Raw genomic sequence first — 13,762 nt, forward strand, 5'->3', positions numbered from 1 at the left:
TGCCGGTGTTTTCAACCGGCTGGTGATGACCGAGGCGAGGATGATCAGAGTCCCGCCCGCGAGCATCCCCAGCGAAGGTTGTTCGTTGAACAGCCACCAGGCGATAGCGATGCCATATACCGGCTCCAGCGAGAAGATCACCGATGTCGTCCGGGCCTTCAATACTTTCAGGCTCGCCACGAACAGGCTGTGGGCCAGGCCGGTGCAGAGCACGCCGAGCAAGGCCAGCCACAGCCAATCCATGGCCGGGACGGCCGGCAGTGACTGCCATGAAAAAGGCAGGAGACACAGCAGAATGGTGCCGTTCTGCCAGAGCGCGGCATGGACCGGATCCACGCCGCGGGTAACCGCGCGATTGAGCAAGGAAAGCAGGGCAAACATCAGTCCCGAGAGGACCCCGTAAATCAGCCCCAGCGTGCTTTCGCTAGCCAGGTCGAATTGTGGCGTAACCAGTAGCAGTCCGACACAGACCAGGGCCACCATGCCGAACTCAACCGGTCGGGTGCGCTCGCGGAACAGGACCCCTTCCAGCAATACGGTAAAGGCGGGAAAGCTGGCGAAACCCAGTGTGGCGATACCGACACCGGCGATCTTTACGGCGATGAAGAAGGTGAGCCAGTGGCCACCGAGCAACAGCCCACCGAGGAGCAGTCCGGCCCGCTGGCGCGGGCTTGGGGCCCCGCCACCGCTACGCAGGAATCGTGCGGCCAGTAAAAGCGCCACGACAGCAAAGCCTGCCCGACCAAGGGTAATGATCAGAGGCGTGCTATCGGCCAGCTTGCCAAAGACCCCGGAGAGCCCGAACAGCAGCGCGCCGAAGTGGATCGCCAGCAAAGCGTTGCGATGGGTCATGGCCTGGCGTCCAGCGGAGCAGATTTTTGGATATCGAGCGCCAGACAGAGGCTACCCTCGGCGCTGTCGCAGGCATGGCGCGCATCGCTGGGCACGACGGCCAAAAGCTGCTGCCGGATGCGACTGCCCTGGCCGTCAATCTCGAAATCCAGCTGCCCACGCAAGCCGAACACCAGCTGCGTATGCTCATGGCTGTGGATGATCTGGTCGTGGGTGTAATGACGCAGGGAAAGGATGGGCGGCATGGTAGGCCTCGACTGCATGCGCAACGCCGGCAGATAGCGATGGGTGATGACCCTTTGATCCGGGCCGGGCCAGGCGCTGCTACATGATGATCTTGTCGCGCAATGTGTCGGCGGCCTGATTGAGCGCCTGGATGACGCGCTCTTTGTCGAAGTTCTGCACGCCGTTGGTGTCGAGGTACATCGAGAAACCGGGCAGCTCGTGCTCGACGAAGCTGTTGGTAGCACCGAGGTCGCGACGGAAGTCGACCACCTGGTAGATCTGCACCGAACGGGTGAAGCCTTTGACTGTGATCGGGCCTTTGTCGCGGCACATGATGACGTCCTTGACCAGCGAATAGGTCTCGTGGGAAATGAGGATTTCCCCTGCCTCGGCGGAGCTTTCCAGGCGGCTCGCCAGATTCACTTCGCGACCGATGATGGTGTAGTCCATTCGAGTGTCGGCGCCAAAGTTGCCGACTGTGCAGTAACCGGTGTTGATGCCCATGCGGATTTCCATCGGCTTGGTAATGCCTTGGCCGCGCCATTGTTGGCGAAGGACTTTCATGTGCTTGCGCATGGCAATAGCCATCGAAACGGCGGCCACTGCATCCTTTTTCGCACCCTGGCTGGCGGGGTCGCCAAAGAACACCATCACGCAATCACCGACGAACTTATCGATTGTGCCGCCGTACTTGAGCGTGATCTTCGACATCTCGGTGAGGTAGGTATTGAGCAGGTCGGTGAGGGCTTCAGCTTCCAGTTCTTCGGAGAGTTCGGTGAATCCCTTGATGTCGGAAAAGAACACCGTGAGCTTCTTGCGTTGGGTTTCCAGTCGCACGCTGCGCTTGCCGGAAAAAATCGATTCCCACACCTGTGGCGACAGGTACTTGGCGAGATTGCGTGCCAACCGCGCAGCTTTCGCCTGCTGGGCTTCGACTTCGCTGCGTGCCTGCGCCAGTCGGATTCCCTGTTGGTGCACGTAATAAGCCGTTACGCACACGTACAGGGTGGTGAACAGGATGCTGACTGCCGATACCAGCACCGAGCTGACCCCCTCGAAGCGCAAAGGCACCAGCAAGCTGGTCAGCCCGATGCCGATGCAGACCATCAACAGCGTCATCAATAGATGACGCAGACTACCGACCACCAGCGCGCTGAAACTCAGCGTCAGCAGAAACATCAGGCTCGGCACAAGGCTGCATCCGAGCAGCACGATACCGGCACCCGCGTTCAAGGCATCGAGGCACAACAGGGTCTGGGAGGTTGTCTCCGGGTGTTCGCGCTTGAAGCGGTAACTCAGGTGATAGGCAACGTGCGGATACAGGAGCGTATAGGGCACCAACCACAAAAGGTCGAGGGCGAACTGCTGGCTATAGATACCGGCGGCGAGCGTGGCGGCGCAGATCAGATAGGCGAAGACCCGCGCGTAATATTCACGCAGTGGACGAGTCGCGAGTCCGTTACGTCGTTCACCGGTCGCGGTTGACATTATGGTTGCTATCCCTGAAAGGAACCGGCGCTCTGGAATGCGCCGTTGGAGGCGACAGCGCATCGCTCGGCGCTGACTCGGCGATCATAACCAAGTCGCCACCACTGCGCCAAACCGCCGGTCCATTCCGTGACCGGCAGCCGTTGCGGCGTGGCCCGGATGACCTGGTTGGATCAGAATCGAAGCTTGCCGGTGAGCATGTCCTTCAGCATCACCCAGTCGCCAAGAAAGCTGTACAGCGGGTACTGAAACGTCGCTGGACGGTTCTTCTCGAAGATGAAGTGACCGACCCAGGCAAACCCGTATCCAGCCAAAGGCATCGCCAGCAGCCATAGCCACTGTTGACTGATCACCGCATAGGCCAGGATCGCCAGTACCAGCAAGCTGCCCATGTAATGCAAGCGTCTGCAGGTGGGGTTGCTGTGTTCGGCCAGGTAAAACGGATAGAAATCCGCAAAGCGGGTAAAGCGTTCGGCGGTTTGCGTGCTCATGCCGCACCTCCTGTCATTGTGGTCGTTGGAGTCTAGAGCGTTGGATACCGCAGGCTACCGACTTCAGGTGCCAGTTTAGTACCCTTGTATACCATCGATCAGCGGTTGAAACTGCCAAATCGCCGGTGTGACGGCGCGCCACGTACAGTCTGAGCATGTGTGAATCGATTGATGACAGCACGCACCACGTCCTCGAGCCGGGCCTTGAGTTTGTCCAGGCGCTTGAGCCCGACGGCCTCGCTGCCAGGCCCTGTTCGTCAAGCAGCAGCTCGACTATTGCGCACTGAACGACCCCGGCGCGCGTTTTGCCAGGACGGCATGACCCGGCTCTGGCTGCGTGCGGTGAAGCTTACCGGCAATCCGGCGATCGGCTTGAATCTGGCGAAAGTGATGCGCCCCGGCCGATGCATGTGGTCGGTTTGCACTGATCTCCAGCAGTACGCTCAGGGACGGCTTTTCAGCGCGTGGTGCGCTACCGGCGCATCATTGCCGAAGGCGCGGATCTGCAGTTCGGGTCAACCAATCGCGGCGCCTTGTCAACCTTGGCGATCCATGGCGACCAACTGCCTCCGGCGCGTCAGAGCGCAGATGGCTCGTTGGCCAGTACGCTTGCATGCTGTCGGTGGCTGACCGGCAAGCCGCTGGTCCCGATCGAAGTCTACTTCCACCGCCCGCCACCTACGAATACCGGGCGCAGCGTTGATGTGGCCCTGGGAACTTGTGCTCTGCCGCTATAGCCTTAGCTTGCGTATATATGACCGCGGCGCCCTCGCGCCGCTTCTTGCAAAACCCCATAGGATGACCCGCCTTGGCCAGTAGCCTTCTTGCCTTGATCGACGATATCGCTTCGGTCCTGGATGACGTATCCCTGATGACCAAGGTCGCGGCGAAAAAAACCGCCGGCGTGCTGGGAGATGACCTTGCACTCAATGCCCAGCAGGTCACAGGCGTCAACGCGGACCGTGAACTGCCGGTGGTCTGGGCCGTGGCCAAGGGGTCCATGCGCAACAAGCTGATTCTGGTGCCGGCTGCGTTGCTGATCAGCGCGTTCATCCCATGGGCCATCACACCGCTGCTGATGCTTGGCGGCGCGTTTCTCTGTTTCGAAGGTTTCGAGAAGCTGGCGCATCGGTTCCTGCATCGCGATCAGGACCACCATGCCCAGCAAATCGAGGCATTGGCGGACGAGACCGTCGACATGGTGGCATTCGAGCGCGACAAGATCAGTGGGGCGGTGCGTACCGATTTCATCCTGTCTGCCGAGATCGTCGCCATTACGCTGGGTACGGTCGCCGCCGCGAGCTTCGTCGAGCAGATCGCCGTGCTCGCGGGCATTGCGATCATCATGACCATTGGCGTCTACGGCTTGGTTGCCGGCATCGTCAAACTCGACGACGCGGGCCTGGCGCTGAGCAAACGCAGCAGTTCTGCAGCGCGGTCGCTGGGCCGCGCCATTCTTTCGGTCGCGCCCTGGTTGATGAAGGCCTTGTCGGTGGTTGGCACGGCCGCCATGTTCATGGTCGGCGGCGGCATCCTGACCCACGGTTTCAAGGCTATCCACCACGTCATCGAGAACAGCGCGGAGCACACGGTGGCGCTGCCATACATTGGCTCGGTTCTGGCCGGACTGTTGCCGACGCTGCTGGATGCAGCCTTCGGGATATTGGCCGGCGGTCTGGTGTTTGCAGTGGTCGAGCTGAGCAAACGCCTGTTCAAGGGGCGATCCGAAACCGCTTGATGGCGATCACACCATCTACCAAGACAGAAGGGGCAATGTAAATGGACGAATTCATGCAGGCAGCGATAGATGAAGCGGAGAAGGGACTCGCCGAGGGCGGCATTCCAATCGGTTCGGTAATCGTCCACCGGGGGCGAATCATCGGCCGCGGCCACAACCGGCGGGTTCAGCAGGGCAGCGCGGTGCTGCACGGGGAGATGAACGCCTTCGAAAACGCGGGTCGGCAACCGGCCAGCGTGTACGCCGAGTCGATCCTCTATACCACACTGTCGCCGTGTCCCATGTGCAGCGGGGCGATCCTGCTGTATGGCATACCCAAGGTCGTGATCGGTGAGAACCAGACCTTCATGGGCGAGGAGCTGTTGCTACGAGGCCGCGGTGTCGAGGTCGAAGTGCTGCAGGACGCACGCTGTGTCGAGATGATGCGTCGCTTTATCGCCGAAAGCCCTGAGCTGTGGAACGAGGACATCGGCGAGACGTAATCCGGTCAGTGACGCCAGAACGAAGGGGTCAGCATTACCAGTACCGTGATGATTTCCAGCCGGCCGAGCAGCATGCCGAACGACAGCAGCCACTTTGCCGAGTCTGGCAGCGTGGAGAAGTTGCCCGCCGGACCGATGATCGGACCGAGCCCTGGGCCCACGTTGCACACTGCGGTCGCTGCAGCGGTGAGTGCGGTGAGCATGTCGAGCCCGAGTAATGCCAGCGCCAGCGCCAACGCGCCGATGGTAATGGTGAAGAAGAACGAGAAGGTCAGGATCGACCGCACGATTTCTTCGTCGAGGGTGTGCTTGTTGTAGCGCTGCTTGATGACGGCGCGCGGATGCACCAGCTGCGCCAGGTTGGCGCGAAGCAGGGCATAGGCGACCTGAAAGCGGAAGATCTTCAAACCACCCGAAGTCGAGCCGGAGCAGCCACCGATGAAGGTCAGGTAGAAAAAAGCCAGCACGGCGAACTCGCCCCACTGCGTGTAATCCCCCAGTGCATAGCCCGTCGTGGTCACCACCGATACGACGTTCAGCGAAACAATGCGCAGGGCGTCGAGAAAGACATAGTCGGAGTTGAAGGTCAGCCAGATCGCAAACGAGATACAGATGATCAGCAGCATGCCAACGAAGCCCTGCACCTGCTGATCATGGAGCAGGGCGTAGCGGTTACCCCGAACCGTCGAAACCATCAGAATGAAGGGCAAACCACCGAGCAACATGAACACCACGGCGACCCAGTGCGCCGCGGGGGTGAACTTGGCCATCGAACTGTCGGATGTCGAGTAGCCGCCGGTGGCAATGGTGGTCATGGCATGGTTGATCGCTTCAAAAGGCGTCATTCCGCTCAGCCAATAGGCCAGCCCGCAGAGCAGGGTGAGCGCGAGATAAACGATCAGGATCGACTTGGCCATGACGTGCGAGCGCGGCATGGCTTTTTGTGACCAATCCGATGATTCAGTCTGGAACAGCCGCATGCCACCGATGCGCAGCAACGGCAGAATCGCCACGGCCATGCCGATGAAGCCGATGCCCCCGAGCCACTGCAGCATCGAACGCCACATCAGCAAGCCGGGCGATGCCGAATCCAGGCCGGAGAGTACCGTCGAGCCTGTGGTGGTGATACCCGACATGGTCTCGAAGAAAGCATTGGTATAGCTGATGTGGTGAATCAGCATCATCGGCAATGCGGCGAAGCAGCAAACGATCAACCAGCTTGCGGTGGTCAGGAAATACATGTCCCGTGGGCGTAGTTGGGTAAGCTCAGGCCTGCCGGGCGCGATCAAGGCGATACCGCTGCTGAAGGTAATCAGGCTGGCCCAGAGGAACGCTTGCAAATCGTCAGTGCGATCAAATGCGAACAGCGTGATCATTGGAATGACCATGCTGACAGCGAGTGTGATCAGAAAAATGCCGAGAATGAAACCGATGATGCGCAGGGTCGGCAAGGCCATGTGTGATCGCTGCTCGGCTCGAAAAATGAGGTCGCCATTCTACGCCTGTCGCTGCGGCAGTAAACCGGCGATCGGCGTGCAGAAAAATCTTTTACCAGGCGCCCTGCAGACCTCTTCCCAAGTTCGCTGCGATGAATAGAATGGCCGCCCGGTGCCGGCCCTTTGCCGGTTTCTGAGTGTTCAGCTCCCATGTCCATCGACAATCCCTGCCTCACGTGCGGCGCCTGCTGCGCGTATTTTCGTGTGTCTTTCTTTTGGGGCGAATGCGCCTCATCCGGTGGTGCAGTTCCCGACAGCGCAACCGTGCAGGTCAGTCCGTTTCACGTCGCCATGCTCGGGACGGTAGCCAAGCCGGCGCGTTGTGTCGGCTTGATGGGCGACGTGGGATGTGGCGTGCGCTGCACCATCTATGAGCAACGTTCGAGTACCTGCCGCGAATTCGAGGCCTCTTGGGTAGACGGTCAGCACAATGCGCATTGCGACACGGCCCGGGCCGCCCATGGGTTGCCGCCGCTGATGCCACCGCTGGAGCCGCAGCTTTCGCCTGATCGAGTGGCTTGAGACGAACCAGCCAACGTGGCGATTGCCACGCGTTCACTGCCAAACGAACGGCTCGGGCCGCTAGAATGTCCGATTCGTTTTGGAGGTAGTCGGATGGAAGCGCTCGACCTGATGCTCAACCGCGTGTCTGCCACGCGACTTACTGATCCTGCGCCGACGCCGGCCCAGTTGGATCTGATGTTTCGTGCTGCCCTGCGTGCGCCCGATCATGGTCAGCTGCGCCCTTGGCGGTTCCTGACCATTCAAGGCGAAGCCCGGGAGCGGTTGGGCAAGCTGATGGCTGAGTCGTTGCGTGTGCGCTCGCCTGAGGCCAGCGATGATGCCTTGCTGAAAGCCCGCAAGATGCCGTTGCGCGCGCCGCTGCTGGTGGTCGTCATTGCCCGCGTGCAGCCGCACCCGAAGGTGCCGGGTTCGGAGCAGGTGCTCGCGGTGTCTTGTGCGGCGCACGGCTTGTTGCTGGCTGCGCATGCACAGGGTCTTGGCGCCGTATGGCGTACCGGTGAGTTTTCCTACGATCCGTACCTGGCAAAAGCCTTGGGGCTGACCGGTGACGAGCAGATCTTGGGATTCATCTATATCGGCACCCCCGAAGGGACCCTGCGGACCCCGCCGGCATTGGACCCAAAGCAATTCGTCAGTGAGTGGGCCGGGGCGAACTGAACCAGGTCACTCCGCTTGTAGCCGGGCCTCGTCAGCTGGGTTCAGCGGTAGCTTCAACGTGGCGATGAAACCGCCGTCCGGGTGATTGCCCAGCAGGAGCTCGCCGTTATGCCGTTCCGCGGCTCGGCGGGCAATCGCCAGCCCTAACCCGTGTCCTGCGGTGGTTTGTCCCGGTGCGCGGAAGAAGGGTTCGCTCAGTTGCGCGAGATGGGCCTCGTCGACCCCGGGCCCTTGGTCGCGAATGCTCAGCAGCAGGTGCTGTGTGTCGCTGCTGGCTCGCAGTTGTATCGGCGCGCCTTCGGGGTTGAAGCGCAGGGCGTTGCGTAACAGATTGTCCAGGGCGCGCTCGAGCATGTCCGGCCAGCCTTGCAGCTGGGCTTCGGTTTCGACTTGGCTGTCGATTCGCTGATTCGGCGAGACGATGCGGGCGTTCTCCTCAAGCTGCTCGAATATCGAGCGCAAGTTGATGGGGCTCGGCGCCCCTGGGTCGGCGTCCAGCCTTGCGAGCTCCAGGATCTCGCCGATCAGGGCTTCCAGACGGTCACACTCCTTGGCCAGCCGAGGCCAGATGACCTCACGCTCGGCCGGCGTGGCCCGCTCCGCCAGAGCGAGTGCGATTCGCAGGCGGGCCAGCGGCGAACGCAGCTCGTGAGAAACGTCACGCAGCAGTTGCCGCTGGCTGCCGATCAGGCTTTGCAGCCGGGCACCCATGCGGTTGAAATCCTTGGCAAGCACGCCCAGTTCGTCGCGTCGCGTTGCCAGGCGCGCCAGGGAATTCTGCTGGTAGGTGGTTTGGCCAAGGTCATGAACAGCGCCGCGAAGTCGATCGAGCGGACGGGTAATGGAAAGGGTCAGCAACAGGCTGAATCCAGTCAGGACGATTAAGGCGATGGCCAGCGCACTCAGCGGCCAGAACAGGCTGCCTCGGTGCCAGGCTTGTAGCTCCTGATTCGGGATGCGGTAGATGAAGAGGTAAGTATTGCCGGTCTCGGGGCTGGTGTAATCGGTGGTCAGCCGCCGCCAGGGTAGGCCACCGTCGCGGTGTTCCTGTCGCGCTTCGAACGCGGCGGCGCGAGCCGGGAAGGTACCGCGAATGATGGGTTGGCCGTTCTCGGCCAGCACCTGGACATCGACACCGTAGCGGTTGCGATGCCGCTCGAGCAGAAACTGTGCAGTGATCGGCCCCTGGCGCTCGTAGACCTTGGTCCATACTTCGGCCAGGCCCTTGACGCCCGGGTGACGATTGAGAATCCAGGCGTCCTGGTTGAGCGCATGCCCCAGGAGCATGGCCAAGCCTGCCACCAGCGCAATGGCTAGCCAGAATGTCGCAAGAATGCGCCAGAACAGTGATCGCACCGGTCAGCTACTCCAGGGAAAAGCCCGGCGCGTGTAATCCCCAAGGGGCGAACCGGGCAGGTTTGCTGCTTGAGTGGATCAGTTGGTCTTGTCGCGCTCGGCTTTCCACTGCTCGAACTCAGCATGGTCGGCGCGCTTGGCCGCCATCTTTTCATGCAGCGCGTCGAACTTTTCCTGCTGTTCCGGCTTGAGCAAGCCACGCACCTGCTGCTGGGTTTTTTCCTGGTTGGCTTTCAGCTCTTCCTGCATCGCTTTGCGTTGGGCTTCGGGCAGTTTGCTCAGGTACCGTTGGCTGATCTCGCGATGGTTCTTCATCTGTTCACGCATCAGTTGGCGCATCTCGGTCCGTTGCTCCTTGGTCAGATCGAGCTGCTCGAAGGGCGAGTGCTGGTCGCCATGATGGCGCTGGCCCTCGTCTGGCATGGCCATCGCAAGGGTGGGCAGGGTGGAGGCGAACAGTACGGCGATGAAAGTCTTGCGCATCATGAGTTTCTCCTTGATATGGATATGGAAACCGGTTGCCAGCAAAGCGCCTGCCTGGGGCGCCTCAACAGGCTTCGACCGGATGAGTTCAGTCTAGGGCGCGCAAGGTCAGCGGCGGTCAGGGCTGGGTAAAGGCTGGGTAAAGGCGATCAGGAGGCGTAAAGGTATCCACGGCTGCGCAAGGCAATGATGCGCTGACGGCCGTCTGGATGGGGGCCAAGCTTGCGGCGCAGGTTGCTGACGTGCATGTCCAGGCTGCGGTCGTAGAGGGTGAGTTTTCGACCGAGCGCCAGCTGCGCCAGGGTCTGCTTTTCCAGTGGTTCGCCTGGCTGACTGAGGAGTGCTTCGAGGATGCGTCCTTCAGAGAGGGTAAGGGTGACTTCATGATCGCCGACGCTCGCCACGCCGCGTGCAGGGCTGTACCAGAGGTCCCCCAGCGCCAGCTGTGTCGGTGTGCTGGCCGGCTGGCTGCGGCGTAGAACGGCCTTCAAGCGAGCGGTCAGTTCGCGCGGATCACAGGGCTTGGCGAGGTAGTCGTCTGCCCCCAGCTCCAAGCCGAGAATGCGGTCGAGCGGCTCGCCGCGCCCGGAAAGCATCAGTACCGGCAGGTCAGGATGCTCGCTGCGCAGCTGCTTTAGCAGGTCCAGACCGCTGCCGTCGGGCAGCATTACGTCGAGCACGACGGCTGCAGGTTGGTGTTCTGCAAGTGCGGCGCGGGCGCTCTTGCCGTCATGGCATGCGCGGGCGACAAAGCCTTCCTGAGCCAGCCAGCTGACCAGCAGCTCGCAGAGTTCCTGGTCGTCGTCTATCAGCAGCAATTCGCTCATGGTTCGCTCGTGTCGATTCAGTTCAGCCATTGCCGGCGACGGCGGCCGCGCGTGGTCAGGACACCAAGCAGGAAGCCCAGCACGCCAACCCCGCCCCCGACCGCGAACCACTGTTGCTGGTCGTCAAGCAGCTTTGGCTGCACCTGCGTCTGCGCTTGTTCCTGTTCAAGCTGGAGCCGCAGGCGCTGGTTTTCCTGGCGCAGTCTTAACAGCTGGGCCTGGTCTGCTGCACTGGCGGCTGCGTCGCGGTTTTCCTTGAGCGCCTCTCGTTGCTGTAGATTTTCGCTCAGACGGTGCTCCAGCTCGGCCTGCCGTTCGGCGGGCGGCTCGACAGGGGCTTCTTCAGCCTGCAGCAAGGGTGTGGCGAGACCTAGAACAAGCAGCAGGGACAACGGACCGTGGCGCATCGGAACTCCTTTTTCCTCAACGGGTTTGCCTCCCGGTGCCGTGGCGAAGCGACGGCACTGGAAGGTGCATGGTGGCGTCAGCCGATCGACTCAGGGGTAAACCTGCTTGAAAGGCTTGACGATGACATCGCCATAAACGCCCGCCGCTTTGTATGGATCGGCCGCAGCCCATTGTTCAGCAGCCTGCAGCGAGTCGAATTCGGCAACAACCAGGCTGCCGGTAAAGCCGGCTGCGCCTGGGTCATTGCTGTCCACCGCAGGATGCGGGCCAGCCAGCACGAGCCGGCCTTCGCTTTTGAGCTGGTCGAGACGCGCCAAGTGAGCGGGGCGCGAAGCCAGACGGTGCTGCAATGAGTCGGGTACATCGCTGGCGATGATGGCGTAGAGCATGGTGGACTCCTATGATTTTTCAGGTTCGGGTTGCATGTGGCGTACCAGATAAAATGCCTGGCCGGCCATGAACAGCAGCGTCAGACCCAGGCTGCCAAACACCTTGAAGTCTACCCAGATCGCGGGGTAGACGAAGGCAACGAAAAGATTGGCGAAGCCGCAGACGAGAAAGAACACAATCCAGGCGACATTGAGTTGGGCCCACTGTGTTGCCGGCAATCGGACGGCATGACCCATCATCCGCTGAACCAGCGGTTTGTCGCCGATGAAGTGGCTACCAGTGAAGGCCAGCGCAAATAGCCAATTCAGTACGGGCGCTTTCCACTTCAGGATCGCTTCGCTGTGCAGCGCCAAGGTCAGCCCGCCGAACAACAAGCATGCCGCCAATGTCAGCCACTGGCTTTTTTCAAGCCGGCGCTGACGGATGAACAAAGCGCCGTAGATCACGACGGAGCTGGCGATCAGAACGGCCGTTGCGCTGAAAATGCCACCGACACCAAGGCTGAAGCCTGCGATATCGACCGTTGCAGGCTCGATTTTGTAGGTGACGAAGAACAGCAGTAGCGGAACGAAGTCGATGATTTGTTTCACGAGGCGCGCCAGAAGACAGATGTGCCCGGCATAATAACAAACCGCGCTTTTGGCGGAACGCTGTCCGCCTGCCGTTTCCACGACATTGCGCAAGCTTTGGCAAACTGGACGACGGCACGAGCGCTGGCGCTGGCGGTCACACGCTGTGAGCGGCCAAGCCCCCCTGGAGAATCTGTCCCGAATGATTGTTGATCTGCATTGCCACAGCACCGCCTCTGACGGTGTGCTCGCGCCTGATGTGCTGGTGCAGCGCGCCCATGCGCGTGGAATCGAGCTGCTTGCACTGACCGATCACGACACCCTCGAAGGCCTCGAGGATGCTCGCGCCACGGCTGATTCGCTTGGCGTCCGGCTGGTCAACGGCATCGAACTGTCCTGTGTCTGGAACGGCGCCACTATCCATGTGCTTGGCTATGCGTTTCGCCGTGATGCGGTTGCATTGCTGCAAGCCATTGCCGATTTGCATGCCGGTCGCTGGCAGCGTGCCGAGACGATCGCGCAGCGCCTGGAGGCCAAGGGCATGCCGGGTGCGCTGGAGGGCGCGCGGGCAATCCAGCAAGAGCTGGGTGACAGTGAGAATGCTCCTGCGCGCCCGCATTTTTCAGACTACCTGGTGCGAGCCGGTCATGTTCGCGACCGTGCCGAGGCATTCCGCAAGTGGCTCGGCTCGGGCAAGCTGGGTGATGTGAAGCAGCATTGGCCGACGCTTGAGCAGACCGTGAGTACGCTGCAAGACGCCGGCGCCTGGATCAGTTTGGCGCATCCCTGGCAGTACGAGTTCACGCGCAGCAAACGGCGCCGGCTGGTCAGTGAGTTCGCCCAGGTTGGCGGCCATGCGCTGGAGGTGGTTAACGGCATGCAGCCGTTGGAACAGGTCGGCGGTTTGTCGATTCTGGCGCGCGAGTTCGGCCTGATGGCCAGTATCGGCAGTGATTTTCACGCACCGGGCGACTGGTCGGAGCTGGGCATGTATCGCGCCCTGCCTGACGACCTCAGGCCGCTATGGAGATCCTTCGATCATGAGCCCGGCGAGGCTATGGCCCGCTGAACACGGAGTTTTCATGAGCCAGTTTTTTCAGATACACCCGGAAAACCCACAGGCCAGGCTGATCAAGCAGGCCGTGGAGATCATTCGCGGCGGCGGCGTGGTGGTTTACCCCACCGACTCTTCGTACGCGGTCGGCTGCTCGATGGGAAACAAGACCGGCATCGAGCGCATTCGTCGCCTGCGTCAGCTGGACGACAAGCATAACTTCACGCTGGTCTGTCGCGACCTGTCCCAGCTCGGATTGTTCGCCAAGGTCGATACCGCTGCTTTCCGTCTGCTCAAGACGCATCTGCCAGGACCATACACCATCATTCTCAGCGCCACTCGGGAAGTGCCGCGAATGCTGTTGCACCCGAAGCGCCGTACCATCGGCCTGCGCGTGCCTGCCCGGCCGATTGCGCAGGCATTGCTCGCCGAGTTGGGTGAGCCCTTGATGAGCGTCAGCCTGATACTGCCCGGCGAGACCGAGCCGATGAGCGATCCTTACGAAATGCGGGATGCGCTGGAGCATCAGGTAGACCTGATCATTGACGGCGGTTACGGTGGCGTCGCAGCCTCGACTGTGATCAGTCTGGTGGATGGCGATCCGGAAGTTGTGCGGGTCGGCTGCGGCGATCCCGCACCGTTCGCCGGCTGAACCGTCGTCTTTCTCAAACCTACGAAGGAAACCCTTTGAGCTCCATGGATTCGCAGCGACGTGTAGTCT

17 protein-coding genes and 1 pseudogene are annotated in these 13,762 nt (G+C 61.2%); 7 read left to right on the forward strand and 11 right to left on the reverse strand.

From position 1 onward, the window contains the following. The 4 genes and pseudogenes from NA637_RS14185 to NA637_RS14200 form a co-directional block, all read right to left on the reverse strand. Positions 1–852, reverse strand: an 852-nt coding sequence (locus NA637_RS14185; RefSeq protein WP_256073070.1) for a DMT family transporter, incomplete at its 3' end; no start/stop codon positions are given. 29 nt (positions 853–881) lie between these two features. Further along, positions 882–1,097: pseudogene (locus tag NA637_RS14190) on the reverse strand (AraC family transcriptional regulator); the annotation flags it as partial. Between the two features lie 79 nt (positions 1,098–1,176). Further along, a complete protein-coding gene (locus NA637_RS14195) occupies positions 1,177–2,565 on the reverse strand; it encodes an adenylate/guanylate cyclase domain-containing protein (RefSeq protein ID WP_256073071.1) in 1,389 nt (462 codons plus the stop codon). Between the two features lie 173 nt (positions 2,566–2,738). Further along, positions 2,739–3,056: an Mpo1-like protein gene (locus NA637_RS14200; RefSeq protein ID WP_256073072.1), complete on the reverse strand. Its 318-nt coding sequence runs from the start codon at positions 3,054–3,056 to the stop codon at positions 2,739–2,741. Between the two features lie 467 nt (positions 3,057–3,523). Between NA637_RS14200 and NA637_RS14205 the strand changes: the two genes are divergently transcribed. The 3 genes from NA637_RS14205 (at position 3,524) to NA637_RS14215 (ending at position 5,276) form a co-directional block, all read left to right on the forward strand. After that, positions 3,524–3,793, forward strand: a complete 270-nt coding sequence (locus NA637_RS14205) for an AraC family transcriptional regulator ligand-binding domain-containing protein (protein ID WP_256073103.1) — start codon at positions 3,524–3,526, stop codon at positions 3,791–3,793. 71 nt (positions 3,794–3,864) lie between these two features. Then, entirely contained in the window at positions 3,865–4,794 is a 930-nt protein-coding gene (locus NA637_RS14210; protein WP_256073073.1) for a DUF808 domain-containing protein, read from the forward strand. 41 nt (positions 4,795–4,835) lie between these two features. Further along, positions 4,836–5,276 carry a nucleoside deaminase gene (locus NA637_RS14215; RefSeq protein ID WP_256073074.1) on the forward strand — a complete coding sequence of 147 codons (441 nt, stop codon included), beginning with the start codon at positions 4,836–4,838 and terminating at the stop codon, positions 5,274–5,276. A 5-nt stretch (positions 5,277–5,281) separates the two neighbouring features. Here NA637_RS14215 and NA637_RS14220 read toward each other — a convergent pair whose 3' ends face one another. Further along, a complete protein-coding gene (locus NA637_RS14220; RefSeq protein ID WP_256073075.1) occupies positions 5,282–6,733 on the reverse strand; it encodes a TrkH family potassium uptake protein in 1,452 nt (483 codons plus the stop codon). 189 nt (positions 6,734–6,922) lie between these two features. Here NA637_RS14220 and NA637_RS14225 point away from each other — a divergent pair, with 189 nt between their 5' ends. Both NA637_RS14225 and NA637_RS14230 read left to right on the forward strand, forming a co-directional pair. Beyond that, entirely contained in the window at positions 6,923–7,294 is a 372-nt protein-coding gene (locus NA637_RS14225) for a YkgJ family cysteine cluster protein (protein ID WP_256073076.1), read from the forward strand. 93 nt (positions 7,295–7,387) lie between these two features. Beyond that, positions 7,388–7,954, forward strand: a complete 567-nt coding sequence (locus NA637_RS14230; protein WP_256073077.1) for a nitroreductase family protein — start codon at positions 7,388–7,390, stop codon at positions 7,952–7,954. A gap of 6 nt (positions 7,955–7,960) precedes the next feature. Here NA637_RS14230 and NA637_RS14235 read toward each other — a convergent pair whose 3' ends face one another. From NA637_RS14235 to NA637_RS14260, 6 genes are all read right to left on the reverse strand, one after another. Continuing rightward, positions 7,961–9,310: a sensor histidine kinase gene (locus tag NA637_RS14235; RefSeq protein WP_256073078.1), complete on the reverse strand. Its 1,350-nt coding sequence runs from the start codon at positions 9,308–9,310 to the stop codon at positions 7,961–7,963. A gap of 78 nt (positions 9,311–9,388) precedes the next feature. Further along, complete coding sequence (locus NA637_RS14240) at positions 9,389–9,793, reverse strand: Spy/CpxP family protein refolding chaperone (protein WP_256073104.1); 405 nt, start codon at positions 9,791–9,793, stop codon at positions 9,389–9,391. A gap of 149 nt (positions 9,794–9,942) precedes the next feature. Continuing rightward, positions 9,943–10,620, reverse strand: coding sequence for a response regulator transcription factor (locus NA637_RS14245; RefSeq protein ID WP_256073079.1), 678 nt, complete (start codon positions 10,618–10,620; stop codon positions 9,943–9,945). A gap of 17 nt (positions 10,621–10,637) precedes the next feature. Continuing rightward, positions 10,638–11,027: a hypothetical protein gene (locus NA637_RS14250; protein WP_256073080.1), complete on the reverse strand. Its 390-nt coding sequence runs from the start codon at positions 11,025–11,027 to the stop codon at positions 10,638–10,640. 90 nt (positions 11,028–11,117) lie between these two features. Continuing rightward, positions 11,118–11,417, reverse strand: a complete 300-nt coding sequence (locus NA637_RS14255; RefSeq protein ID WP_256073081.1) for a YciI family protein — start codon at positions 11,415–11,417, stop codon at positions 11,118–11,120. A 9-nt stretch (positions 11,418–11,426) separates the two neighbouring features. Then, on the reverse strand, positions 11,427–12,008 hold the full coding sequence (locus NA637_RS14260; RefSeq protein ID WP_256073082.1) for a septation protein A: 582 nt from the start codon (positions 12,006–12,008) through the stop codon (positions 11,427–11,429). Between the two features lie 181 nt (positions 12,009–12,189). On the opposite strand from NA637_RS14260, the gene NA637_RS14265 reads away from it, so the two are divergent. Both NA637_RS14265 and NA637_RS14270 read left to right on the forward strand, forming a co-directional pair. Next, positions 12,190–13,056 carry a PHP domain-containing protein gene (locus tag NA637_RS14265; RefSeq protein WP_256073083.1) on the forward strand — a complete coding sequence of 289 codons (867 nt, stop codon included), beginning with the start codon at positions 12,190–12,192 and terminating at the stop codon, positions 13,054–13,056. Between the two features lie 13 nt (positions 13,057–13,069). Next, positions 13,070–13,693: an L-threonylcarbamoyladenylate synthase gene (locus NA637_RS14270; protein ID WP_256073084.1), complete on the forward strand. Its 624-nt coding sequence runs from the start codon at positions 13,070–13,072 to the stop codon at positions 13,691–13,693. Positions 13,694–13,762: the final 69 nt, after the last annotated feature.

Origin of the sequence: Stutzerimonas stutzeri (assembly GCF_024448935.1) — a bacterium.
Lineage (GTDB): Bacteria > Pseudomonadota > Gammaproteobacteria > Pseudomonadales > Pseudomonadaceae > Stutzerimonas > Stutzerimonas stutzeri_AO.

Coding starts and splice junctions, on each gene's coding strand:
- NA637_RS14200 (WP_256073072.1), bottom strand. CDS start 3,056: ATGAGCACGCAAACCGCCGAACGCTTTACCCGCTTTGCGGATTTCTAT.
- NA637_RS14265 (WP_256073083.1), top strand. CDS start 12,190: ATGATTGTTGATCTGCATTGCCACAGCACCGCCTCTGACGGTGTGCTC.
- NA637_RS14270 (WP_256073084.1), top strand. CDS start 13,070: ATGAGCCAGTTTTTTCAGATACACCCGGAAAACCCACAGGCCAGGCTG.
- NA637_RS14215 (WP_256073074.1), top strand. CDS start 4,836: ATGGACGAATTCATGCAGGCAGCGATAGATGAAGCGGAGAAGGGACTC.
- NA637_RS14250 (WP_256073080.1), bottom strand. CDS start 11,027: ATGCGCCACGGTCCGTTGTCCCTGCTGCTTGTTCTAGGTCTCGCCACA.
- NA637_RS14245 (WP_256073079.1), bottom strand. CDS start 10,620: ATGAGCGAATTGCTGCTGATAGACGACGACCAGGAACTCTGCGAGCTG.
- NA637_RS14255 (WP_256073081.1), bottom strand. CDS start 11,417: ATGCTCTACGCCATCATCGCCAGCGATGTACCCGACTCATTGCAGCAC.
- NA637_RS14220 (WP_256073075.1), bottom strand. CDS start 6,733: ATGGCCTTGCCGACCCTGCGCATCATCGGTTTCATTCTCGGCATTTTT.
- NA637_RS14230 (WP_256073077.1), top strand. CDS start 7,388: ATGGAAGCGCTCGACCTGATGCTCAACCGCGTGTCTGCCACGCGACTT.
- NA637_RS14240 (WP_256073104.1), bottom strand. CDS start 9,793: ATGCGCAAGACTTTCATCGCCGTACTGTTCGCCTCCACCCTGCCCACC.
- NA637_RS14225 (WP_256073076.1), top strand. CDS start 6,923: ATGTCCATCGACAATCCCTGCCTCACGTGCGGCGCCTGCTGCGCGTAT.
- NA637_RS14195 (WP_256073071.1), bottom strand. CDS start 2,565: ATGTCAACCGCGACCGGTGAACGACGTAACGGACTCGCGACTCGTCCA.